At 72.5% G+C, this 20,106-nt stretch carries 20 protein-coding genes; 6 read left to right on the top strand and 14 right to left on the bottom strand.

Going from position 1 to position 20,106, the window contains the following annotated elements; translation table 11 throughout:
- The first annotated feature begins 173 nt into the window (after nt 1–173).
- A complete protein-coding gene (locus ACFQSB_RS02450; protein WP_380824001.1) occupies nt 174–596 on the top strand; it encodes an ATP-binding protein in 423 nt (140 codons plus the stop codon).
- Here the strand turns inward: ACFQSB_RS02450 and ACFQSB_RS02445 are convergent.
- The 3 genes from ACFQSB_RS02445 to ACFQSB_RS02435 form a co-directional block, all read right to left on the bottom strand.
- On the bottom strand, nt 581–934 hold the full coding sequence (locus tag ACFQSB_RS02445; protein ID WP_380824000.1) for a VOC family protein: 354 nt from the start codon (nt 932–934) through the stop codon (nt 581–583). The two genes, ACFQSB_RS02450 and ACFQSB_RS02445, sit on opposite strands and share 16 nt — an antisense overlap.
- Nucleotides 935–1,127: 193 nt before the next feature.
- On the bottom strand, nt 1,128–3,644 hold the full coding sequence (locus tag ACFQSB_RS02440) for a serine/threonine-protein kinase (protein WP_380823999.1): 2,517 nt from the start codon (nt 3,642–3,644) through the stop codon (nt 1,128–1,130).
- A gap of 234 nt (nt 3,645–3,878) precedes the next feature.
- Nucleotides 3,879–5,096 (bottom strand): serine hydrolase domain-containing protein, encoded by a 1,218-nt coding sequence (locus ACFQSB_RS02435; RefSeq protein WP_380823998.1) that lies wholly within the window; start codon nt 5,094–5,096, stop codon nt 3,879–3,881.
- 215 nt (nt 5,097–5,311) lie between these two features.
- Here ACFQSB_RS02435 and ACFQSB_RS02430 point away from each other — a divergent pair, with 215 nt between their 5' ends.
- Complete coding sequence (locus ACFQSB_RS02430) at nt 5,312–5,965, top strand: ThuA domain-containing protein (RefSeq protein WP_380823997.1); 654 nt, start codon at nt 5,312–5,314, stop codon at nt 5,963–5,965.
- 24 nt (nt 5,966–5,989) lie between these two features.
- On the opposite strand, the gene ACFQSB_RS02425 is transcribed toward ACFQSB_RS02430, so the two are convergent.
- The 4 genes from ACFQSB_RS02425 to ACFQSB_RS02410 all read right to left on the bottom strand — a co-directional run bounded on the left by ACFQSB_RS02425 (nt 5,990) and on the right by ACFQSB_RS02410 (nt 9,090).
- The gene (locus ACFQSB_RS02425) at nt 5,990–6,670 is read right to left on the bottom strand and encodes a MerR family transcriptional regulator (protein ID WP_380823996.1); all 681 of its coding nucleotides are present in this window, start codon (nt 6,668–6,670) and stop codon (nt 5,990–5,992) included.
- 31 nt (nt 6,671–6,701) lie between these two features.
- Nucleotides 6,702–7,523 carry an SAM-dependent methyltransferase gene (locus ACFQSB_RS02420; RefSeq protein ID WP_380823995.1) on the bottom strand — a complete coding sequence of 274 codons (822 nt, stop codon included), beginning with the start codon at nt 7,521–7,523 and terminating at the stop codon, nt 6,702–6,704.
- A 155-nt stretch (nt 7,524–7,678) separates the two neighbouring features.
- Nucleotides 7,679–8,362, bottom strand: a complete 684-nt coding sequence (locus tag ACFQSB_RS02415; RefSeq protein WP_380823994.1) for a DNA alkylation repair protein — start codon at nt 8,360–8,362, stop codon at nt 7,679–7,681.
- Entirely contained in the window at nt 8,359–9,090 is a 732-nt protein-coding gene (locus tag ACFQSB_RS02410) for a TetR/AcrR family transcriptional regulator (protein ID WP_380823993.1), read from the bottom strand. The genes ACFQSB_RS02415 and ACFQSB_RS02410 overlap by 4 nt, the downstream gene beginning before the upstream one ends.
- A 287-nt stretch (nt 9,091–9,377) precedes the next feature.
- On the opposite strand from ACFQSB_RS02410, the gene ACFQSB_RS02405 reads away from it, so the two are divergent.
- The gene (locus ACFQSB_RS02405) at nt 9,378–10,292 is read left to right on the top strand and encodes an SDR family oxidoreductase (RefSeq protein WP_380823992.1); all 915 of its coding nucleotides are present in this window, start codon (nt 9,378–9,380) and stop codon (nt 10,290–10,292) included.
- A 193-nt stretch (nt 10,293–10,485) separates the two neighbouring features.
- Here the strand turns inward: ACFQSB_RS02405 and ACFQSB_RS02400 are convergent, their stop codons facing one another.
- Both ACFQSB_RS02400 and ACFQSB_RS02395 read right to left on the bottom strand, forming a co-directional pair.
- On the bottom strand, nt 10,486–10,845 hold the full coding sequence (locus ACFQSB_RS02400) for a hypothetical protein (RefSeq protein ID WP_354835313.1): 360 nt from the start codon (nt 10,843–10,845) through the stop codon (nt 10,486–10,488).
- Nucleotides 10,846–10,971: 126 nt separating this feature from the next.
- Entirely contained in the window at nt 10,972–12,327 is a 1,356-nt protein-coding gene (locus tag ACFQSB_RS02395; RefSeq protein WP_380823991.1) for a xylan 1,4-beta-xylosidase, read from the bottom strand.
- A gap of 333 nt (nt 12,328–12,660) precedes the next feature.
- Between ACFQSB_RS02395 and ACFQSB_RS02390 the strand changes: the two genes are divergently transcribed.
- Nucleotides 12,661–13,395, top strand: a complete 735-nt coding sequence (locus tag ACFQSB_RS02390; RefSeq protein WP_380823990.1) for a hypothetical protein — start codon at nt 12,661–12,663, stop codon at nt 13,393–13,395.
- Nucleotides 13,396–13,401: 6 nt separating this feature from the next.
- On the opposite strand, the gene ACFQSB_RS02385 is transcribed toward ACFQSB_RS02390, so the two are convergent.
- From ACFQSB_RS02385 to ACFQSB_RS02375, 3 genes are read right to left on the bottom strand one after another with little or no spacing between them, the layout of a single operon-like run.
- The gene (locus ACFQSB_RS02385; protein WP_380823989.1) at nt 13,402–13,887 is read right to left on the bottom strand and encodes a (2Fe-2S)-binding protein; all 486 of its coding nucleotides are present in this window, start codon (nt 13,885–13,887) and stop codon (nt 13,402–13,404) included.
- Nucleotides 13,884–14,894, bottom strand: coding sequence for an FAD binding domain-containing protein (locus ACFQSB_RS02380; RefSeq protein WP_380823988.1), 1,011 nt, complete (start codon nt 14,892–14,894; stop codon nt 13,884–13,886). The genes ACFQSB_RS02385 and ACFQSB_RS02380 overlap by 4 nt, the downstream gene beginning before the upstream one ends.
- Nucleotides 14,891–17,341 (bottom strand): xanthine dehydrogenase family protein molybdopterin-binding subunit, encoded by a 2,451-nt coding sequence (locus tag ACFQSB_RS02375; RefSeq protein ID WP_380823987.1) that lies wholly within the window; start codon nt 17,339–17,341, stop codon nt 14,891–14,893. The genes ACFQSB_RS02380 and ACFQSB_RS02375 overlap by 4 nt, the downstream gene beginning before the upstream one ends.
- Nucleotides 17,342–17,460: 119 nt before the next feature.
- On the opposite strand from ACFQSB_RS02375, the gene ACFQSB_RS02370 reads away from it, so the two are divergent.
- Nucleotides 17,461–18,273, top strand: a complete 813-nt coding sequence (locus ACFQSB_RS02370) for an ATP-grasp domain-containing protein (RefSeq protein ID WP_380823986.1) — start codon at nt 17,461–17,463, stop codon at nt 18,271–18,273.
- A gap of 146 nt (nt 18,274–18,419) precedes the next feature.
- Here ACFQSB_RS02370 and ACFQSB_RS02365 read toward each other — a convergent pair whose 3' ends face one another.
- Together ACFQSB_RS02365 and ACFQSB_RS02360 are read right to left on the bottom strand one after the other, a co-directional pair.
- Entirely contained in the window at nt 18,420–18,611 is a 192-nt protein-coding gene (locus ACFQSB_RS02365) for a DUF397 domain-containing protein (protein WP_380823985.1), read from the bottom strand.
- Nucleotides 18,602–19,423 carry a helix-turn-helix domain-containing protein gene (locus ACFQSB_RS02360; RefSeq protein ID WP_380823984.1) on the bottom strand — a complete coding sequence of 274 codons (822 nt, stop codon included), beginning with the start codon at nt 19,421–19,423 and terminating at the stop codon, nt 18,602–18,604. Before ACFQSB_RS02360 ends, ACFQSB_RS02365 begins: the two co-directional genes overlap by 10 nt.
- 259 nt (nt 19,424–19,682) lie before the next feature.
- Between ACFQSB_RS02360 and ACFQSB_RS02355 the strand changes: the two genes are divergently transcribed.
- On the top strand, nt 19,683–20,081 hold the full coding sequence (locus ACFQSB_RS02355; RefSeq protein ID WP_380823983.1) for an ATP-binding protein: 399 nt from the start codon (nt 19,683–19,685) through the stop codon (nt 20,079–20,081).
- Nucleotides 20,082–20,106: the final 25 nt, after the last annotated feature.

Below are 20,106 nucleotides of genomic sequence, written 5' to 3'. Positions count from 1 at the left end.
GCACGCGCGCCGGACCAGGGGCTCCCGCCTACAGACACACCCCGCCACGACGCCTGTTGGCGGCCATGCCGTCCACCGGAAGGTAAAGGTCCGCCCCGTTACCCGGATCGGGGGATCCGTGCGGGGGCCGTCACGCGGCCGATGCACCCCGAGCGAAAGGCCAGGGATCAGAGATGATCGGCATTCCGTCCTGTCCCCGCGAAATCCGCTGGGAGCTGCGCGCCGAGCCGGGTGTCACGGCCGAGTGCCGTGCGGTCGTCCGCGAGAGGCTCGCCGAGTGGGACCTGCACGACCTGATCGACGATGTGGCGATCGTCGTCACCGAACTGGTCGCCAACGCCCTCGTGCACGGCGCCGCTCCCGTGCGGCTCGCGCTGGGAACGGCCCCGGACACCGTGACGGGCTCGGTCGCCGACGGAGGGGCCGGATGGCCGCGCCTGCGCCAGGCCGGCGCCGAGTCCGAACACGGCCGGGGGCTGCGCATCGTCGCCGCGCTCACCGACGCGTGGGGCGTGGTACCGCTGCCGGCCGGTCCCGGCAAGACCATCTGGTTCACCCGCACCCGCGTCCCCGCGGAGGGTCACAGAGGGGAATAGAGCACCAGGACGTTGCCGGACGGGTCGCGCAGCACGGCCCTGCTCTCGTGCGGACCGGCCTCCGGGCCGCTGACCAGCTCGGCGCCCGCGGCCGTCAGCTCGGCCACCGTTCCGGCGAGATCGCCGACCTTGTAGGACGGCGCGGTGACGGCGCCGGCCACCTGCTCGGCCGGGGCGGCCAGCGCGATGGTGACGCCCCCCGCGTCCAGCGCGGCGAAACGGTCCCCGTCCCTGAATTTGACCGTCAGCCCGAGCACCTCGCCGTAGAAGGTCAGAGCCTTGTCCAGGTCGTCCACCGGGATCAGGACGTTGCCGAGCTTCTGCACGCGCGCGCTCACAGTGCCTCCACCGGGTAGGTCGTCTCGGACGAGAGTCTGCCCGACGGGCGGCCCGCCGCGCACCCGGCGACGTGCGCACTCCGCCACGTGCGCACGCGACGTGCGCACATGGCCTGCGGACCTGGTCGTGAGCGGACCCGGTCATGCGCGCCTGCTCAGGTGCGCTCGTGGCGGGCGGCCCGCGGGAGGTCGCTCAGGTCAGGACGGGACCGTCGCCGGAGTCGCCGGACGGCTCGTCCCGCGGTTCGGGCGAGGGCGGCGGGTCCTTCGGCGGGTCCTTGTCCGGCGGCTCCTCGGTCGGCGGGTCGGACTTGGTGGGCTCCGGCGTGGGCTCGGCGCACGGCCTGCCCCTGCGCGTGCGCGCGGCCGAGTCGCTCGCCGTCCCGAGCGCGGAGGCGACGGTCACGGTGACCTTCCTGACGTCCACGTAGCCGCACCTGGGGTCGGCGAACCGCACCGTGAACACCCGGTCGTACACCGAGTCGCCCGACAGGGTCGCCCGGCGGGCGGCGGTACGGGTGACCGTGCGCTCTCCGGCCGTGACGGTCTGCTGGAAGCTCGCCGACAGCCGCACCGGGTCGGGGGACGAGCTCCTCACCCGCACCCTGAGCGTGCCGCCGTCCCAGGAGGTGATCGAGACCGTCGGCGGCGCGCACTTGGGCCCCTCGACGCCCACCTCCTTGAACTGGGCGCCGTTCGCCGCGGCGGGCGTGGTGGTGACCCGGACGCCGAAGTACGCCGTCTCGCCGCAGGCCACCTCGCCCAGGTCGCCGGGGAGCGAGAGCGCGTAGGAGGTGTCGCCGGACAGGGTGCGGCTCGCCTGGTCGACGACCTTGGCCGCGCCTTCGCCCTGCCTGCGGGTGAACGCGGCGGCCAGGCGCACCTCGCCCGTCCCTCCCGTGCGCACGCCCACGCGGGCCGTCTTGCCGTTCCAGCGGACCGAGACGTCGTCGACCGTGGGCGGTGGGCACGGGTCGCCCTTGACCGTGACCGTGCGGCTGCGCGAGCCGCCCGCGGCGCCCGGCGTGGTGGAGACGGTGACCTGTCGGTAGACCGTCTTGCCGCAGGCCGGCGCGGCGAACCCGGCCGTGGCCTGGCGGGTGTAGGACGTGGAGCCGGTGAGCGTGAACGTCTGCGTGACCGGGGCGGCCGGGGCGGCCAGGGCGCCGCCGGAGGAGCGTTCGGTGAAGCGGACGCTCAGCGTGACGGTCTGCGCCGTGGAGGTGCGCACCCGCACGGTCGCGGTGCGCCCGTCGAACGCCGCCACCGCCAGCTCCCGCACCGACAACCGCATGGGAGTGGGCGTGGGGGTCGGCGTGGGGGTGGGGCTCGGTGTCGGGGTGGGCGTGGGTGTGGGGGTGGGTGTTGGGGTCGGCGTGGGGGACGGGGTCGGGGTCGGCGTCCGGGTGGGAGTGCGGGTGGGCGTCGGAGTCGGCCTGTGGGTCGGCCTGTGGGTCGTCCCGGGGGTGCCCTGTGGCGTGGCCGGCGGGTCGACCTGGGCCGGAGCCGGAGAGGTGTGGGTCGCGTGCGACGGGGACGGCGAGGACTCCGGAGGGTCGGTCCCTTCGTCCGGGCTCGAGGTGACCGGCGCCTTCGCCAGCGCCTTCGACGGCTCGCCCGCCGGGACCTGCGCGACGGCGCGCGCGGTCGGGGAGGTGGTCAGCGCCACGTCCCGCACCGGCGTGCCACCGCGGCCGGCGGCCAGCACCGCGATCACGACGCCCACCGCCACGACGCCGGCGCCGACCAGCACACGCCCCGGATGACGAACCCGGCTCAGGGGGCGCAGCGGCCCGCGCAGCACGGTGCGGGCCAGGCTGGTGCTCGCCTGCGGCCCGGGCTCGGACAACGGGAAGCCGAAGGCCAGCAGGGCGACGAGCTCGGCCAGGTGGCGGCGCCCGCGCTCCTCCCACTCGGGGCCGTAGGCCGCGACCGCCGCCGACTCCAGCTCGCCGACGAACGCCCGCGCGGTCGAGGGACGGTCGGCGGGGTTCTTGGCCAGACCTCGGGTCACCAGCCCGCGCACCGAGCCGGGCACCGCCTCGGCGGGGATCGCGGCCGACTGGTGCTGGCGCATCAGAGCGGCAGGGTGGTCGGCGCGGTACGGCCTCTGGCCGGTCAGGCACTCGAAGAACACGCAGGTGGCGGCGTAGACGTCGGTCGCGGGGCCGGCGGGGGAGCCGTTCCACTGCTCGGGGGCCATGTAGGGCGGGGTGCCGGAGGGCAGGCCCGGCCGCCCGGCCGGGGTCGCGATGCCGAAGTCGGCGAGCTTGCTGAACCCGTCGGCCTGGACCAGGACGTTCTCTGGCTTGTAGTCGCGGTGCACGATGCCCGCGGCGTGGGCCGCCGACAGGCCGAGGAGCGAGCCCTTCAGGACGACCAGCGCGGCCTCCGGGCTGGTGGTCCCATGCTCGTGGAGGATCTTGCGCAGCGGGACGCCGTTCACCAGCTCCATGACGATGGCGGCGCCCAGCGGGCTCTCGACGTACTCGTAGAACCGCACGATGTTCGGGTCGCCGATCTCGACCATCGTGCGCGCCTCTTCGCGGAACGCGGCCAGGAAGCGCGGGTCGGATCTCAGCTCGTCACTGAGGTACTTGATCGCCACGTAGGCGCCGGTGCCGTTGTAGACGGCCAGGACCACCCGGCCGCTGCCACCGGAGCCGAGCACGCGTTCTTCGCGGTATCCCGGAACGGACCAGGCGTCCATCTTGTCCCCTCGGAGTGGTGATGCTCCTGACTCCCCAGACGAAGGTCTCATCCGATACGCCGGTTGTCACGGATTTGGTAGATCACCACGGTGACGATTCAATTACGGAAGGTATGCTCGTTAAGCATATGTCAAGCTCAGCGCCCCTTTTCCAGGAAACCCACCTATTGCTTGCTCGACCGGGCAAAGCCCTCCGAGGGCACGGCGCAGGACTCAGGGCTCAGGGCTCGGGGGTCAGGGAAGGGAGTCGTACACGGCCTCGAGCAGGCGGTAGCCGCGCATGCTCCCCGCCACCGCGTTCGCCATCCGGTTCATCGTGTACGCCACGGCCAGCCCGTACCGGTGGTCCCCGAGGCCGACGAAGCCGCCGAGGCCCGGGTGGCCGAACGCCGTCGCGGCGCCCTTGCCCGGGGTGAAGAACATCGTCGCGGGGCGCATGAAGCCCAGGCCGAACGCGCTGTCCAGGAACATCACCCGGTCGGGGCCGCCGACCCTCGGCCGCAGTGCGTCCTGGAGGGTCTTCGGCCGGACGATCTCGCCCGCGAGCAGGTCGCGGTAGAACCCGGCGAGGCCGCGCGCCGTGGTGACCAGGCCCATGGCCGGCCACCCGGCCCGCATGATCGCCGGGTTGTTGGCCCCGCCCTTCACCTTGCCGGGGCTGGGGTTGCCCATCGCCCGGTTCATCACGCTGCCCTTGTCCAGCGCGGCCCGCGCCATCTCCCACATGGGGTCACCGGGCCCCCGTCCCGGCAGCTCGGCCGCGGCGCGCACCGCCTCGGGCCCGTCGGAGCCCGTCGCGCCGCCGGGGGTCCTGCGCTCGCCGGCCGAGAGGCGGGCGGCGCGGGCGATCACGTCGGGGGGAGCGCCCAGCCACAGGTCCAGCCCGCGCGGGCCGGCGATCTCCGCGGCGACGAACTCGCCCACGCTCTTGCCGGTGACCCGGCGGACCACCTCGCCGACCAGGAACCCGTAGGTGAGGGCGTGGTAGCCGTGGGCGGTGCCCGGCTCCCACATCGGCCGCTGCGCGGCGAGCCGCGCGGCGATCGCCGGCTGGTCCCCGAACTCCTCGGCCGGGACGTCCTCCTCGATCACCGGGAGCCCGGACTGGTGGGTGAGCAGGTGCTCGACCGTCACCCGTTCCTTGCCGCCGGCCGCGAACTCCGGCCACACCTCCGCGACCGGGGCGCTCAGGTCCACCTCGCCCCGCTCGGCGAGCATCAGCGCCACGGCGGCGGTGACGGCCTTGGTGCACGAGTAGGTGAGGGCAGGGGTGTCCCGCTCCCAGGGACGCCCGGTGTGCCGGTCGGCCACGCCGTCCCACAGGTCCACCACCGGCTCGCCGTCGAGGTGGACGGCGAACGCGGCGCCGAGTTCCTCGCCCTTCGCGAAGTGGTTCTCGAAGACCTTCCGGACACGGGCGAACCGTGGATCGCAGTGGCCCTGGGCACCCATCACAGACCTCCGGTGGCGGTGGCTCGCTCGGTCGCCGCGCCCGGCGACGTCTCACCCAGAACGACGCTCGGTCGGCATCCCCCCAACTTACTGGCGCTCGATCCCCTCCGTACCCGCCGTCCCCGCGCCGCGCGCTCTCCTGCCCGTGCCCCTGACCCGTTCGATCCCGATCGGGCCGGTGGCGTGGGGGTGGCGTCCGTGATGGGGTTGGGTCCGTGGCGACGAACGTGATCCTCTCCGGCGGGCCGGCGCACGACTTCCCGGCGACGTCCGCGGCGCTGGCGGAGGTCCTGGCCGAGGCCGGGGTGCGGTCGCTGGTCACCGACGACATCGCCGGGACGCTCGCGGCGGGCCCCCGCCCCGACCTGGTCACCGTGAACGCGCTGCGCCGCCTTGCGGACGACGGCTGGTCGCGGAGCCTCGGGGTCGCTCCGTTCCGGCTGCCCCGCGCCGCCCGCGCGGCGGTGCTCGCGCATCTCGACCGGGGCGGGGGAGTGCTCGCCGTGCACGCGGCCTCGATCTGCTTCGACGACTGGCCGGCCTGGCGCGGGCTCGTCGGGGCGGCCTGGGTCTGGGGCGCCTCACATCACCCGCCCCTCGGTCCCGCGGAGGTGAAGGTCCACGGCGGCCACCCGATCGTCGAGGGGCTTGCGGACTTCGAGCTGGTCGACGAGATCTACAGCGACCTTGAGGTGTCGCCCGGCGTCCGGCCGCTGGCCTCCTCGCTCGGGCAGCCGCTGGTGTGGGCCCGTGAGGTGCGCGGGGGGCGGCTGGTGTACGACGCGCTCGGCCATGACGTGAGGTCATACGAGAGCCCGTCCCACCGCGCCCTCCTCCTGCGCGCCGCCCGCTGGCTGCTCGGCGACTGACGCCGCGCGGGGGCCCTGTCCGTCCTATCCCGCTCGTTCCGGCCTGGACGTGCGCCGGACGGGCGGCGCGGGCCGGCCTTCGAGGAGGCGGGCGGACTCCGACTCGTGGGCCAGCCTCCTGAGCACGTCGAAGACCTTGCCGTACAGCACGGTGCCGATCACCAGGGACTCGACGGCCGTCTCGCGGGGACCGTCCATGGGGACCTTGCCGATCTCGCGCTCGGCGACCAGGCGCATGATCACATCGGCGTAGTGGCGCAGGTCGTCCTCGCCGGCGGGCCTGCCGAGCTGGGCGAGCCGCACGAGCACCTGCGCCAGCTCGTCCCGGGTGGGCGCGTCGGGGGTGATCCGCCAGCCGAGGTCGTCGATCAGCCGGTCGACCCGCTCGCGGGCGGCGAGTTGCTCCTGGTCGCCTGGGTCGGACACGGCCGGGGAGGCCAGGGCGTAGTGCGCCGTGCCGAGCATGCGGTGGACCGGGGTGCTCTCGTCCTCCACCGCCGCCACGATCTTGGCGATCGAGGCGACCGGCAGCCGGCCGACCTCCAGCAGGGCGCGGATCAGCCGCAGCCTGCGCAGATGGGCCTGTCCGTATTCGGCCCTGGTCGCGCCGGTCTGCTCGCCCTGCGGGAGCAGGCCCTCGCGCAGGTAGTACTTGATCGTGGGGATAGGCACCCCCGAGGCGGCGCTGAGCTGGGAGATCCGCATGCGGGCATCGTACCCATGCTGGATAGCCCGACTATCTGAAGGCGTGGCGGCGAGGGACCAGCCCCACGCCGCCGAGGCCGCCCGCCGCGGACTCGTCCTCCAGCAGGTCGTGCTCGGGACGCCATGACCCCACGTGCACCAGACCGGGCTCCACCAGGTCCAGCCCGGAGAAGTACTGCTCGATCGTCTCGCGGTCGCGGATCTTCAGCGGCCGCGAGGTCCGCGCGTAGACCGCCTCGGCCCTGGCGATGTTCGGGCCGGCCTGGTGGCCGCGGAACCCGTGCGAGAGCACCAGCGCGCCGCCGGGCGGCAGCGTGCTCCGCAGGTGCGCCACGATGCTCGCGGCCTCCTCGTCGTCCTCGACGAAGTGCATGATCGCGCAGAGGATCACGGCGAAGGGCCGGTCGAAGTCGATGGCGGCCAGGACGGCGGGGTGCTCGGTGATCGCCTTCGGGTCGCGCAGGTCGCCCTCGACGACGGTGGTCTGCGGGTTGTCGGCGAGCAGCGCGCGGGCGTGGACCAGCACGATGGGGTCGTTGTCGACGTACACGACGCGCGAGCGCGGGGCCCGGGCCTGGGCCACCTGGTGGACGTTCTCACGGGTGGGCAGGCCGGCGCCGATGTCGATGAACTGGTCGATGCCGAGGCCGGCGAGGTGGCGCACGGCCCTGCCGAGGAAGGCGCGGTTCTCGCGGGCGACGTGCCGGGCGTTCGGCAGCAGCTTGATGATCTGCTCGGCCGCCGCGCGGTCGGCGGCGAAGTTGTCCTTGCCGCCGAGGTAGTAGTCGTACATCCGCGCCACGCTGGGTGTCGTGGGATCGATCCCGGCCGGAGCCTTCTCGTGCTCGCTCACCCACGCCCCCTCGCCTCGCCCGTTCCGGTGACAGGTCACCATGAACATCGCCCTCGGCTCGAATATAGACGAAGCCGCCGACGATACTGATCATGTAACCATTTTTCGCCTGAATTGCGGACGTGTCGTCACAAGATCGTGAGTGACCTGCGAGGTCAGGTGGCCGGGAGGTTCTTCAGCGCCTCGCGGCGGCTGAGGCCGGTGAGACCCTTGTGGCGGACATAGCGGACGACCTCCTCGGGGTCGGTCTTGGCGTACTCGCGCAGGGCCCAGCCGATCGCCTTCCGGGCGAAGAAGTCGGTGTCGGCCAGGCTCGGCTCGATGCAGGCGTACAGCAGGCCTGCGTCGGTGCGGTCCTTGAAGCCGTTCTGGCACAGGATGGCCGTGCGGCGCCGCCACAGGTCGCCGTCGCGGGCCCATTCGAGCATGAGCGGGCGCATCGTGTCGGGGAAGGCTCGCAGAAGCGCGCCCACCCGGTGGATCGCCAGGTCGTCGACGTAGTCCCACCAGGCTCCCGTGACGATCATCTCCTCGTACATCGGCACGGTGTAGAGCGTCTGGAAGGGCTTGTAGTAGCGGAAGGCGCACAGCTCGATGGCGGCGTACCGCTCTTCGCGGTACTCGGCGTCGCGCCACATGGCCAGCACGGTCTTGCGCCACTCGGGCGCGGCGTCGATGCGGTGCTCGGCCAGCACCCTGCGCAGCGCCGCCCGCCGCGGCGCGGCCTGGACGCCGAGGAAGGGCATGGCCGACTTCATGTACGCCTGCATGGCGGGAGCCTTGGCCGGGTCGGCGACGTCGGTCAGCGCCGTGCGCACGGCCTTGTGCAGAGGCGTCATGCTTCCTGGCTCGTGCGCTCGCCCGTGGCCAGACCGTCGAACAGGACGGTGATGTAGTGCTCGGCGAGGTGGGTGGTGTTGAGCCGTCCGCCCGGGCGGAACCAGCGCACGGCCACCCAGATGCTGTCGCGGATCATCCGGTAGGTGATCTTGGGATCGACGTCGGACCGCAGCTGGCCCGCAGACTGGCCGCGCTTGATCTGCCCGATCCACATGCGCTCGACCTCGTCCTCGGCCCTGATGAGGTAGTCGAAGCGGTCGCCGGGCAGCGAGCGCAGGTAGTTCCAGTCGTTCTGCATCACGGTGATGGCGGCCCGGTGCGGCTCGAGGGTGCCGAAGCCGATGCGCACCATCTCCGACAGCATGGTGCGGGGGTCGCCGTCCCCGGCGAGGATCTCGCGGTAGCGCCCGATAAGGTCCGAAAGGAACGTCGACAGGACCTCGTCGACGATCGACTCCTTGGAGTCGAAGTGGTGGTAGAGGCTGCCGGAGAGGATGCCCGCCTCGTCGGCGATCTGCCGCACGGTGGTCGCCTGGAATCCCTTGCGGGCGAAGAGCTCGGCGGCGAGCTTGACGAGGTGCTCGCGGCGCTCGGAGGCGGAGCCGGAGGTGGCCGCGCGCCGGGGGGAGCCCTGGCGCCTGGGCGCCGTGGCGTCGCCGCGCGGAGCGATTTCGCTGGTCGCACCCGTCGCCGCCGGCGCGCCGCCGGAGTTCTTGCGCGTGTTCACGTCCTCCATTATGGGCCTCCATGCAATCGCTTGTTCACCTGACGACCGGCACGAGTCACCTGCTCACCTTACGTTCCCGAACTGACCAAGCGCTTGCTATACATCCGGTTGGACGATCTTCACCGCCGTCGCGGAACCGGCCTCGCCGCACGGCCGGAGGCGCCTTCCACCTGGGGTGGCCCACCCCGACGATCAGAGGAGGCCCACTGTGACGATCGCCTCAAATACACATAAATCCGAAGAGATGGGGAAAACAGCGGTGGTCTAACAGAAAAGGGAACGGTGAAGTGAGCGGTCTCTGCGAGGGACGGGTCGTCGTGGTGACAGGTGCCGGCCGGGGCATCGGTCGCGCCCATGCCATGGAGTTCGCGCGCCAGGGCGCCAAGGTCGTGGTCAACGACCTCGGCACCGGCCCGCAGGGGGCGGGGCGCTCGGGAGACCCGGCGCGTGCCGTCGTGGAGGAGATCGCCGGACTCGGCGGTGAGGCCGTCGCCAACTACGACGACATCGCCGACTGGGACGGTGCGGGCAGGCTGGTCAAGACGGCCGTGAGCGCCTTCGGCGGGCTCGACGTTCTGGTCAACAACGCGGGCTTCCTGCGCGACCGGATGATCGTGTCCATGACCGAGCAGGAGTGGGACGACGTCGTCCGCGTCCACCTCAAGGGCCACTTCCTGCCGCTGCGGCACGCGGCCGCGTACTGGAGGGAGCGGGCCAAGGCCGGCCGGCCCGTGGACGCCCGCGTCATCAACACCTCATCGGGGGCCGGGCTGCTCGGCAGCGTCGGCCAGGCCAACTACGCCGCCGCCAAGGCCGGCATCGTGGCCCTCACCCACACCGCCGCCGCCGAGCTCGCGCGCTACGGCGTCACGGTCAACGCCGTCGCGCCGTCCGCGCGCACCCGCATGACCGAGCAGGTCTTCTCCGCGATGATGGCGCCGCCGGAGATCGGGTTCGACATCATGGACCCCGCCAACGTGGCTCCCCTGGTGGTGTGGCTGGGCTCGGCGGAGGCGTCGGGGGTCACCGGGCGGGTGTTCGAGATCGAGGGCGGCATGATCTCCATCGCCACCGGCTGGCACCACGGGCCCGGCGTCGACAAGGGCGAGCGGTGGAATGTGGGGGAGATCGGCGACGCCGTCGCCAAGCTGCTGGCAGACGCCCCCATCCCCGACCCGGTGTACGGCATCTCCCCCCATTGACGACCGGAGCCCGGCGCCGCCGGCGTGCGGGTGTTCGGGCGTTCGGACATCGGCCGTGAGCCGCGGCATCCGGGGCATGCCGGCCGGACGCCGCAGACGCCCGGGGGCTCCGGCCGGGCGCCGCCGCCGTGACGGCGCCCGATGACGGCGCCCGATGACGGCGCCCGATGACGGCGCCCGATGACGGGCCCCGTCACAAGAAGGCGTAGCACTCCACCTCGGCCCGGCGGTAGGTGAGGCCCTTGCTCACCGAGTCCTGTACGCACCGCTGTTCGCGCGGGCCGAGCTTGAGCGTGCCGCACACGGTGACGCCCGAGTAGGTGCGGCAGTCGAGGCCGGTGGCCCGCTCGCCGACGCGGTACTTGCGCCGGACCTCCGCACGGCAGTCGCTCTGGGCCTGCGCCGTGTTGGCGTACCGGCATTGACGGGTCAGAATCCGATATTGGTCCGCACTTACCGACTGCCTGCCATCCTGGTCAGGCGGCCCCCCGGCCGCGACGGTGCCGAACATCGTCGTCGTGGCGAGCACGACGGCCGTGGTGATTCGTCTCATGACTCCCCCCAGTCATGAGTTACTTACCCGCAGTGCCCCCTTCCGAAGAACCCTCCGGCCGATCGGCCTGCGCGAACCCGGGCTGGGGCGTTCCCGCCGGGCGAAGCGGGGGAGGTCCCGGGCGGGCTAGCGGTCGCTCCACTTGATCTCGTAGGGCCGCAGGTCGACCCGCTCGCCGTCCACGGTCGCGCTCAGCCGCCGGTCGGTGGTGTTGACCATCACCAGCCGCCGCGGCTGCGCCAGCACACGCACCCGGGGGTCGGAGGAGGTCACCCGCTCCAGCTCGGCCCCGGCGGGGAAGGAAGCGGCGAAGTCGCCGATCAGCCTGCCGGTCGGCTCCAGGGCGCCCGTGCCGGGGGCCCACATGCAGCCCCGGCAGGCCCCCGACTTGGCCTGCGGGTTCCAGTACAGCGCGGTGGCGGCCCCGCTCTCGGCGAACTCCATCATCGACACGGCCTGCACGGCGAGCCGCATCGGCTCGGCCCACGTGGTGCCGTCCTCGGGGACGAAGTACCACTCCGACCACCAGACGGGCAGGTCGCCGGTCCTGTCGCGCAGCCAGGCGGTCACCGCGCCGAACTTGTCCAGCGCCCCGAACGCGTCGGGCAGCAGCTCGTGGGCGTCGGTCAGCGAGGCCCCGTCGACCACGACGAAGTCGGCGCCCTTCTTGTGCTCGAACCAGTAGTCGAAGGCGTCCAGCACGTTCTGGTTGACGACGCCCCACGAGCCCCGCAGCGCGGACTTCCCTGTCCTGTTGCTGTCGAAGCCGATGTACGGGCCGCCGACCTGGGCGTCGGGACGCACCGCCTTCACCGCGTCGTAGACCTTGTTGTAGAGCTCGGTGTAGCCCTTGATGTCGGCCGGCTTGGAGTGGTCCGGCCAGAAGCCCTTGAGCTCGTTCCACACCATGAAGTACTTGACGTCGGTGTACCTCTTGGCGACGGCCGCCGACAGCTTGGCGAAGTCGTCGAAGTGCTCGGGGTAGGGGGCGTCCTCCAGGTGCTCGGCCCAGGCCGACTCCTCGGTCGGGCCCTCAGGGCCGCCCTTCATCCAGTCGGGGGCGCAGCACAGCGTGATGATGGGCGCGCCGCCGGAGCGCAGCATGAAGTCGGTCCGGCTGTCGAGGTCCTCCCAGAAGAACTCCTCAGGCCGCGGCTCGGGGTTGAGCGCCCCGAACCCCATGATGTGCTGGTTCTGCGCCATCGGCGTCCGCGCGAGCGCGCCGCTGACGTTCCGCTCGAACCGCTCGGTGACGTTGTTGGCGCTCACCCCCGTGTGGGTGAACCCCCAGCGGGGCCAGGCGGGGTCCACCGGTGGCGGCTTGCGGATCGACGCCCCGCCCGCCTCGGACGACGGGGCCGCCGACCCCGGCGACCCGACCGCGGACTGACGCTCCACGGGGGCCGCCCGGCCGGCGTCCGCACCGGAGGAGCACCCCGCCATGACCAGCGCCGCCACGACCCCCGCGGCCGCGACGATCACCCGGCCGGATCTCCGCCCTGTCGATCCTCCGCCACCCGCTGACACCTGACCACCCGATCCTCACCGTTCCGTCTCCTCCAGAGCGTTCCACGACCACCCCAAAAGCGACGAATCACACCTCCCGATTCACAGAGAAGCGTTATGGCCCACCCGCCGGGACACGCCCCCCGCCCGCCGGCCGTGTGCTCTCCGCGTCGACCGCCGCCCTGGCGGGCGGAGGTCATCCCTGGGGTGGGGGTGAATACGGTCCGTGGGCTGATGCCGTGGGGGTGGAGATGGGGAAGGCTGGGCGGCGTGGTGGTGGACGGCGGGGTTCGGCGGTGGAGGGGTGCGGTGCGTCGGCGGCGGAGATGGGCTCTGGGCGGGGCGGCCGCGCTGGTCGTCGCTGCTGTTCTGGGGGTGGCGGTGGCGTTCCCCTCGGTGGCGGCGGTCGCCTGCCCGGGCTGCTACGGGCTGGAGGACCTCGGGGACGGCGTGTACGCCGAGCCGGAGACGCCCGCGGTCCGCGGGGAGCGACTGCTCGGAGTCGTCCGGGAGGCCGAGCGGAGGGTCGCGGACTTCTACGGGGGCCGCAGGAGCAGTCCCCGCGTGCTGGCGTGCGTCACCGACGGGTGCTACCGCCGCATCGGCGGGGGAGGGGAGCGCGGGGTCGCGGTGCTGAACCGGGCGGTCATGCTCTCTCCTCGCGGCCTGGACGTGGTCATCGCCTCCCACGAGCTGTCGCACGTCGAGCTGCGCGCCCGGCTGGACGGAGGCGACGTGCCGCAGTGGTTCAACGAGGGGCTCGCCGTCCTGATCTCCGGGGACGCCCGCTACCTGGCGCCGGCCGGGTCGCCCGACCGCTGCCTGGTGGCCTCGGACAAGGCCCTCCCCGCGGAGCTGGGGCGCTGGCGGGAGGCGGCCGGCGGTGACGGGAACCTGTACGCCGAGGCGGCGTGCCGCGTGAGCCGGTGGGTCACAGCGAACGGCGGCTCCCGCGCCGTCCTGTCCCTGATCGACCGCCTCAACGCGGGCGAGGAGTTCGACACCGTCTTCGGCCCTGACGGTCATGTCGTCCACCGGCCTTGACGGGGGTCAGGCCGGTGGTTCGGCGGGCGGCCGGCCGCCCGCCCGCAGGACGGCGCGGTAGATAGGGGTGTAGCCGGTGCACCGGCAGAGGTTGGAGCCGAGCAGGGCCGCCAGCCGCTCCGGATCGTCGGCGAGGGCAGGGTCGGACTCCAGCGCCCCGGCGGCCAGCATCAGCCACCCGGGCGTGCAGAAACCGCACTGAAGGGCGTGCTCGGCGGAGAACGCCTCCTGGAGCGGGTGCGGACGGCCGTCCGGAGACGCGAGCCCTTCGACGGTGCGGATCGGCCGTCCGTCGCACTGCACGGCCAGCAGCAGGCATGACCGGACGGCCTCGCCGTCCAGCAGCACCGTGCACGCCCCGCAGACACCCAGCTCACAGCCCAGATGTGTCCCGGTCAGGTGGCAGTCCTCCCGCAGGACGTCGGCGAGGACGCGCCGGGGTTCGACGTCCAGCGGGTGGTCCCGCCCGTTCACCACCAGCGTGATCCTCATCGCGGGTCACCTACGGGGAGGTCGTCGGCGGCGTGCGCCCGCCCGTCCGCCGACGCCTCGTACAGGGCGCGGGCCACCAGGACGGCGATGGCGTGCCGGCGGTACTCGACATCGGCGTACGGCTCGGGGACGGGGTCGGCGTCGTCCTGGGCCGCGATGCGGGCCGCCCGCGCGAACGGACCGTACGCGGGCGGCGGCAGGTCCGGCACCGCCTCGGTCCGCGTGGATGGCGGCAGGTCCGGGAGGGCCTCGGTCCGCGTGGGCGGCGGCCGGCCGTGGCCGGGCGGAAGGGCCTCGGCGCCGATCAGGGAGCGTTCGGCGGCGTACGCGCGCAGCGGCCGGTCCGCGCAGTTGGCCAGGGCGATCCTCGCCTCGGCGATCACGCCGTCCCGCACGGTGAGCGCCACCGCCACCGCGACCTGGGCGAAGCAGAACTGCGTGCGCCGATGCTCGGCGAAGGCGACCCCCGTGCCGCCGGGGAGCAGCGGGAGCCGCACGGAGGTGATCAGCTCCTGCGGGGCGCGGGCGGTCGCGTGCGGCCCGCGGAAGTAGTCACGGGCCGCGACCACCCGCGTCCCGGCCGGGCCGCGCAGCTCGATGCCGGCGTCCAGCGCGAGGGCGACCGCGCACCACTCGGAGGCCGGATGCGCCCAGGCCAGGCTCCCGGCCATGGTGCCGCGGGCGCGGATGGGCGGGTGGGCGACGTTGACGACGGCGCGCGAGAGCAGGCGTCCGAGCGGGCCGGGCGCGACCAGCGGGGACTCGAAGTCGCGGTGCCGGGCCAGCGCCCCGGCCAGCAGCGCGCCCCGCTCCACCCGCACGTCGGCGAGCTCGTCGATGCCGTTGATGTCGATCACCACGTCAGGGCTGGTCCGGCGCAGGCGCATGTCCAGGATCAGGCTCTGACCGCCCGCCAGCACCTCGGCGCGCCTGCCGGGGACGGCGAGCGCGTTCACGGCCTCGGCGACCGTGCCGGGCGCCAGGTAGTCGAAGGAGGGAGGTTTCATCGCCTCCGCCCCGTCCGGTCCGCGCCCTGCCTCGACCGGTCCGCGCCGCCGCTCGCGCCGTGTGCGCCGTGGCCTGATCCCTGTGCGCCGTAGTCGGCCCGGCCGGGTTCCCGGGCCGCCGCCGGGCGCCGGGCGTTCTCCGAGGCGCGGGCGGCGCGCCAGACGACGTCGGGCGTGAGCGGCATCTGGAGCAGGCCGGGGTCGGCGAGGCGCAGGGCGTCGGCGACGGCGTTGACGATCGCGGGCGGCGTCCCGATGCACCCTGACTCGCCCGCCCCCTTGGCGCCGAGCGGCGTGACCGGGGTCGGGGTGGTGGTGGCCGCGATGTCGACGGGGGGCACCTCGGCGAAGGTCGGCAACAGGTAGTCCAGCAGCCCGTTCGGCAGGACGGGCACGCCGGCGTCGTCGAAGGGCACCCCCTCGTACAGGGCCTGTCCGATGCCCTGCACGGCCGATCCGAGCGCCTGCCCGTGGACCGCGACCGGGTTGATCGCCACCCCGCAGTCGTCCACCGCGACGAGCCGCAGCACGCGCACGGTGCCCAGGTCCACGTCGACCTCGACCACCGCCGCGTGGGCGCCGAACGGGAAGGCCATGGCCCCTTCGAACCGGTCGTCCACGCGGAGCGGCCCGGTCTCCTTCACCAGCTCGCCCAGGTCGGCGGCGGCCGGCGGATCGCTCTCGGCCCGCAGGGTGCCCCGGGACCAGCTCACCTTGTGCACCGGCAGCTCCCACAGGGCCGCCGCCCGCTGCCTGGCCTGGTCGATGAGGGTCCTGGCGGCCCGCTGGAGCGCCGCGCCGGCGAACTGGGCCGACCGGCTGGCGAACGAGCCGACGCCCTCGGGCACCTCGCCGGTGTCCCCCTCGATGAGCCGGACGCGCGCCGGGTCGAGGCCCAGGGTGTCGGCGACCAGGGAGCTGAAGGTGGTCTCGTGGCTCTGCCCGCCGGCGGCGCTGCCGCACCGGGCGACCACCGTGCCGTCCGGGCAGGCCTCGACGCCGCCGAACTCGTGCAGGCCGCCGGGTTCGCCGCCGGAGCGCTCGACGTAGCAGGCGAGCCCGATGCCCAGCGGGAGGGCGGCCGGGTCGGCACGGCGCCGGTCACGCTCCCGCCGCCACCGCTCGTAGCCGAGGGTCTCCAGCGCCAGGTCCAGGGCGGCGGCGTAGTTCCCGCTGTCGTAGCGCCGGCCGGTCGGGGTGTCGTGCGGGAAGCGCTCGGGCGGGATGAAGTTGCGCCGCCGCAGCTCGGCGGGGTCCAGGCCGAGGCGGCGGGCCAGCTCGTCCATGGTCCGCTCCAGCGCGGAGGCCGCCTCCGGGCGCCCGGCGCCGCGGTAGGGGTAGGTCATCATCGTGTTGGTGAGCACCGAGCGGACGGTGGCGTGCACCCGGGGCGTCAGGTAGGGGCCCGTCGCCATCCGTGCCGTCTGCGTCGGCAGCGCCGCGCCCAGGTGCGGGTAGGCCCCGACGTCGGCGTCGATCGCCAGCTCGTAGGCCAGCAGGCGCCCGTCGGCGCCGGCGGCCAGCCGCACCCGCTGGTCCTGCCCGCGGCCCCGGGTGGCGGCCAGCAGCGACTCCATGCGGTCCTCGATCCAGCGGACGGGCCGGCCGAGCGTCACGGCCAGCGTGGCGGTCACGACGTACTCGGGGAAGATGGCGCTCTTGGAGCCGAACGCGCCGCCGCTGTCGGGGACGATGACGCGGATGCGGCCAGGGGGCCACCCGAGGACCTCCGCCAGCTCCCGGCGCAGCCGGTGCGGCATCTGGTGCGAGCACCACACGGTCAGCCCGTCCCCTCGGGGCACGGCGAGGAAGGCCCTGCACTCCATCGGCGAGGGCAGCAGCACCTGCTGGCGGTAGCGGGCCTCGACGACCACGGCCGCGCTCCGCCACACCTCCTCGTCGATGGGATGGCCGGCCTCGAACTCGAAGGCGACGTTGCTCATGCCTTCGAACAGGGTGACCGTCCCGTCCAGCGCGGCGGCCGTGGTGACGGCGGCCGGGAGCGAGTCGATCACGACGCCGACCGCCGCGGCGCCGTCCTCGGCCTGGTAGCGGTCCTCGGCGACGACCACGGCGATCGCCTCGCCGGGGTAGCGCACCCGGTCGGTGGCCAGCGTCGGCCATTCGCGTCCGGCGACGGCCTCACGGGTGGACAGGCTGGCCAGCAGCACGGGCGGGATGGGCGGCAGGTCCGGCAGGTCGGCGGCGGTCTGCGCGCACGGGGGCAGGCCGGTGAGGTGGACCGCCGACCAGGCGCCGATGACGCCCGGCACCGACGCGGCCGGGGAGCAGTCCACCGAGCGCAGCCTGCCGTGCGCGACGGGGCTCCTGACGAAGGCCGCCGAAAGGCAGCCGGGCACGTCGATGTCGGCGACGAAGCGGCCCTGTCCGGTGAGCAGCCGCTCGTCCTCCCGCCTGGTGTACGCGAACGACACACGAGCCTCCACGAACATCCTCGTCGGCCGTTGACAAAGCCCGGCTCACCGCACACCTCCTCGGTCGCAAATAGTCGGCATGTCCGTACGATGCTCAAGCCCGGGATTCGTGAAGTATGAGATGGAGTGTCGTGAGATTCGCTTATGTCACGTATGACGGGCCGGATGACGACCGGGAGGTCCTGCTGGCCGCCTGGCGGCGGGCCGGCGCGGAGGGGGCCGCGGTCCGATGGGACGACCCTGCCGCCGACTGGGACTCCTTCGACGCCGTCGTCGTGCGCTCCCCCTGGGACTACATCCTGCGCCGGGACCAGTTCGTCGAATGGGCCCACAAAGTGGAGAGCGGCACCCGGCTGTTCAACCCGGCCTCGGTGATCGAGCGGAACACCGACAAGACCTACCTGCGTGATCTCGGCGTCCCCACCGTGCCGACGCACTGGATCCACCCGGGCGAGCAGGTGGCGCTGCCCCACCAGGCCGAGTACGTCGTCAAGCCGGCCATCTCGGCCGGCGCCCGCGACACCCTCCGCACCGCCGACCGCGCCACGGCCGAGGCCCACGCACGGGACCTCGTCGCGGCCGGTCGCGTCGCGATGGTCCAGCCGTACCTGGACATGGTGGAGACCGAGGGCGAGACCTCCATGATCTACATCGGCGGCCGGTTCAGCCACGCCCGGCGCCGTAACGCGATGCTCGCGGACGTCGTGCCCGCCGACCACCGGGCCGTTCCCGCCCGCGACCCCGGCCCGGACCAGTTCGCCTTGGCCGAACAGGTCCTCGCCGAAGTGGGCGAGGACCTGCTGTACGCGCGCGTCGATCTGGTCCGCCTCCCCGGCGGCGCCCCGGCGCTGATCGAACTCGAGCTCACCGAGCCCTACCTGTTCCTCAGCACCACCCCCGGCGCCGCCGACCGCCTCACCACGGCCCTCCTGACCCGCCTCTGACTGCTATGCCATGAAACGGGCCTCGCCTTCGGCTCGGGCTGTTCTCCCAGAGGGCTGCCGCCCCCCTCGCCCCCCGACCGGGAGGCGGGTTCCTCAGACGGCCCCTGTGCCGGCCGAGGCGGGGATGGGCAGGTAGAGGAGGGGGATCAGGGGGCCGTCTTCAGGGACGTGATGAAGGCGTGCCATTCCGTGTCGGTGCACGCGAGGGTGGCGCCACCGGAGTCCTTGGAGTCGCGAACCGCGACGACCCCGGGGAGATTGGTGGCCACCTCGACACACTGGCCCCCGTCAGATCCAGATCGCGTTGACTTGCGCCACTGTGCGGCACTTAGGTCCATTGCTGCACCACTTCCCTGATGAGCTGGAGCGAAATGTGTTGTGAATGTGCTTCTGCTCGGATGGCGTCGTAGCGAGAGGTCATTCTTAGCAGAGTAGTGCGATCTTCGATCACCTGGCCGCGAGCTGAGGACTCCAGGTACACAATATGTGGCGAGCCCACCATTTCCGCAATGGTGAAGGGGCTGAGGAGGCCGCAGGTGCAGTTCGCGCTGTATGGGACTACCTGAAGTGTCACGTCTGGATGTTGCGCAATCTCCAGGAGGTACTCCAGTTGTCTCCGCAATATGTTCGTATCCCCGATGGGACGGCGGAGTGCTCCCTCGTCGATCAAGGTGAGGACCTGCGGTGGCTTGTCCTTCGACAGGATGGACTTCCGTCGTAGGCGGCTGGCGACATGTTGTTCTACCTGTTCGGGAGTGATGCCGGGCTCGTCTTGTATAACTATCCGGGCATACTCCTCGGTCTGGAACAGTCCGGGAATCAGCATGGGATCCCAGCTCCGCAGAGCCGTAGCATCGTGTTCCACGTCCATCCAATCCCGGAAGTGCTCGGGGACGGTTTCCCATCTGGCTATGGCGCAGAGGCGGGTGAGGACGCCGTCGAGACCGAGGGTCTCGTCGCAGAGATTGGCGAGACGCTTTCCCGGTGGACGCCGGGCGGTTTCAACCATGCCGACGACGCTCGTCGTATAGCCGATCCTGTGCGCCAGTTCCGCTTGTGTCAGCCCTGCCTCTAGGCGGTATCGCCGTAGTTCGTAGGCGAACAGCGCCCGGGGGGACTCTTCTGGGTTGACCTCGACGGGTTTCGTCACCTTTTACCCCCTCCGTTGCGTGCATGGCCCGCCTCCGCACCTCGCTTTCGCCACTCCGCAAGTGAGGCGTCATTGAGAGGTGAATCCGCTGTCGCGGGCACTCCATCGTCGGCCACTGTATGAAGCCGTCTCTTTACTATCCGTAGGAACGATGAGGTGGGAAGGCATGTCGACCTCGCAACAACCTCGCAAATCGATGAGTGGTCCCGACCAGGTCGCGTCTTCGCGGGCGGACGGCGCGGCGAGGACCCTCAGGGGGGTGATCGACCTGATTGGCGTTCCGGAGTCGGCCGGCCAGGCTCGGGCCTTCGTCAGGGAGGCGCTCGGGCGCGCTCATCCGGTCCTGGACGAGGTCGTCCTGCTCGTCTCCGAGCTGGTCACCAACAGCGTCACGCATTCGGACTCGCGCGGTGGCGGACCGGTGACGCTCGCGATCAGCGAGTGTGACGGCGCCGTCCATGTCGAGGTGGTGGACGCGGGATCGGAGCGAGAGCCACAGGTCCGGGGCGACCTTTACGAGGAAGGGGGGCGAGGGCTCTTTCTGGTGGACGCCATCTCGGATCGGTGGGGGATGTACCGGGACGGCGGGGGGCGGGTCGTCTGGTTCGCGGTGAGGTTCCGGGGCGCCGGGGCGTCAGAGGCGGGCGCTGAGGGGTGACGGGGGCTTCGCGGTGCCCGGCATG

Origin of the sequence: Sphaerisporangium rhizosphaerae, assembly GCF_042665155.1 — a bacterium.
GTDB lineage: Bacteria > Actinomycetota > Actinomycetes > Streptosporangiales > Streptosporangiaceae > Sphaerisporangium > Sphaerisporangium rhizosphaerae.
This window is presented reverse-complemented; position numbering and strand designations above follow the sequence as displayed.

What these genes read in the sequence shown, in the direction of transcription:
- ACFQSB_RS02450 (WP_380824001.1), top strand. Translation starts at nt 174, where the DNA reads ATGATCGGCATTCCGTCCTGTCCCCGCGAAATCCGCTGGGAGCTGCGC.
- ACFQSB_RS02440 (WP_380823999.1), bottom strand. Translation starts at nt 3,644, where the DNA reads ATGGACGCCTGGTCCGTTCCGGGATACCGCGAAGAACGCGTGCTCGGC.
- ACFQSB_RS02435 (WP_380823998.1), bottom strand. Translation starts at nt 5,096, where the DNA reads ATGGGTGCCCAGGGCCACTGCGATCCACGGTTCGCCCGTGTCCGGAAG.
- ACFQSB_RS02425 (WP_380823996.1), bottom strand. Translation starts at nt 6,670, where the DNA reads ATGCGGATCTCCCAGCTCAGCGCCGCCTCGGGGGTGCCTATCCCCACG.
- ACFQSB_RS02415 (WP_380823994.1), bottom strand. Translation starts at nt 8,362, where the DNA reads ATGACGCCTCTGCACAAGGCCGTGCGCACGGCGCTGACCGACGTCGCC.
- ACFQSB_RS02400 (WP_354835313.1), bottom strand. Translation starts at nt 10,845, where the DNA reads ATGAGACGAATCACCACGGCCGTCGTGCTCGCCACGACGACGATGTTC.
- ACFQSB_RS02385 (WP_380823989.1), bottom strand. Translation starts at nt 13,887, where the DNA reads ATGAGGATCACGCTGGTGGTGAACGGGCGGGACCACCCGCTGGACGTC.
- ACFQSB_RS02380 (WP_380823988.1), bottom strand. Translation starts at nt 14,894, where the DNA reads ATGAAACCTCCCTCCTTCGACTACCTGGCGCCCGGCACGGTCGCCGAG.
- ACFQSB_RS02365 (WP_380823985.1), bottom strand. Translation starts at nt 18,611, where the DNA reads ATGGACCTAAGTGCCGCACAGTGGCGCAAGTCAACGCGATCTGGATCT.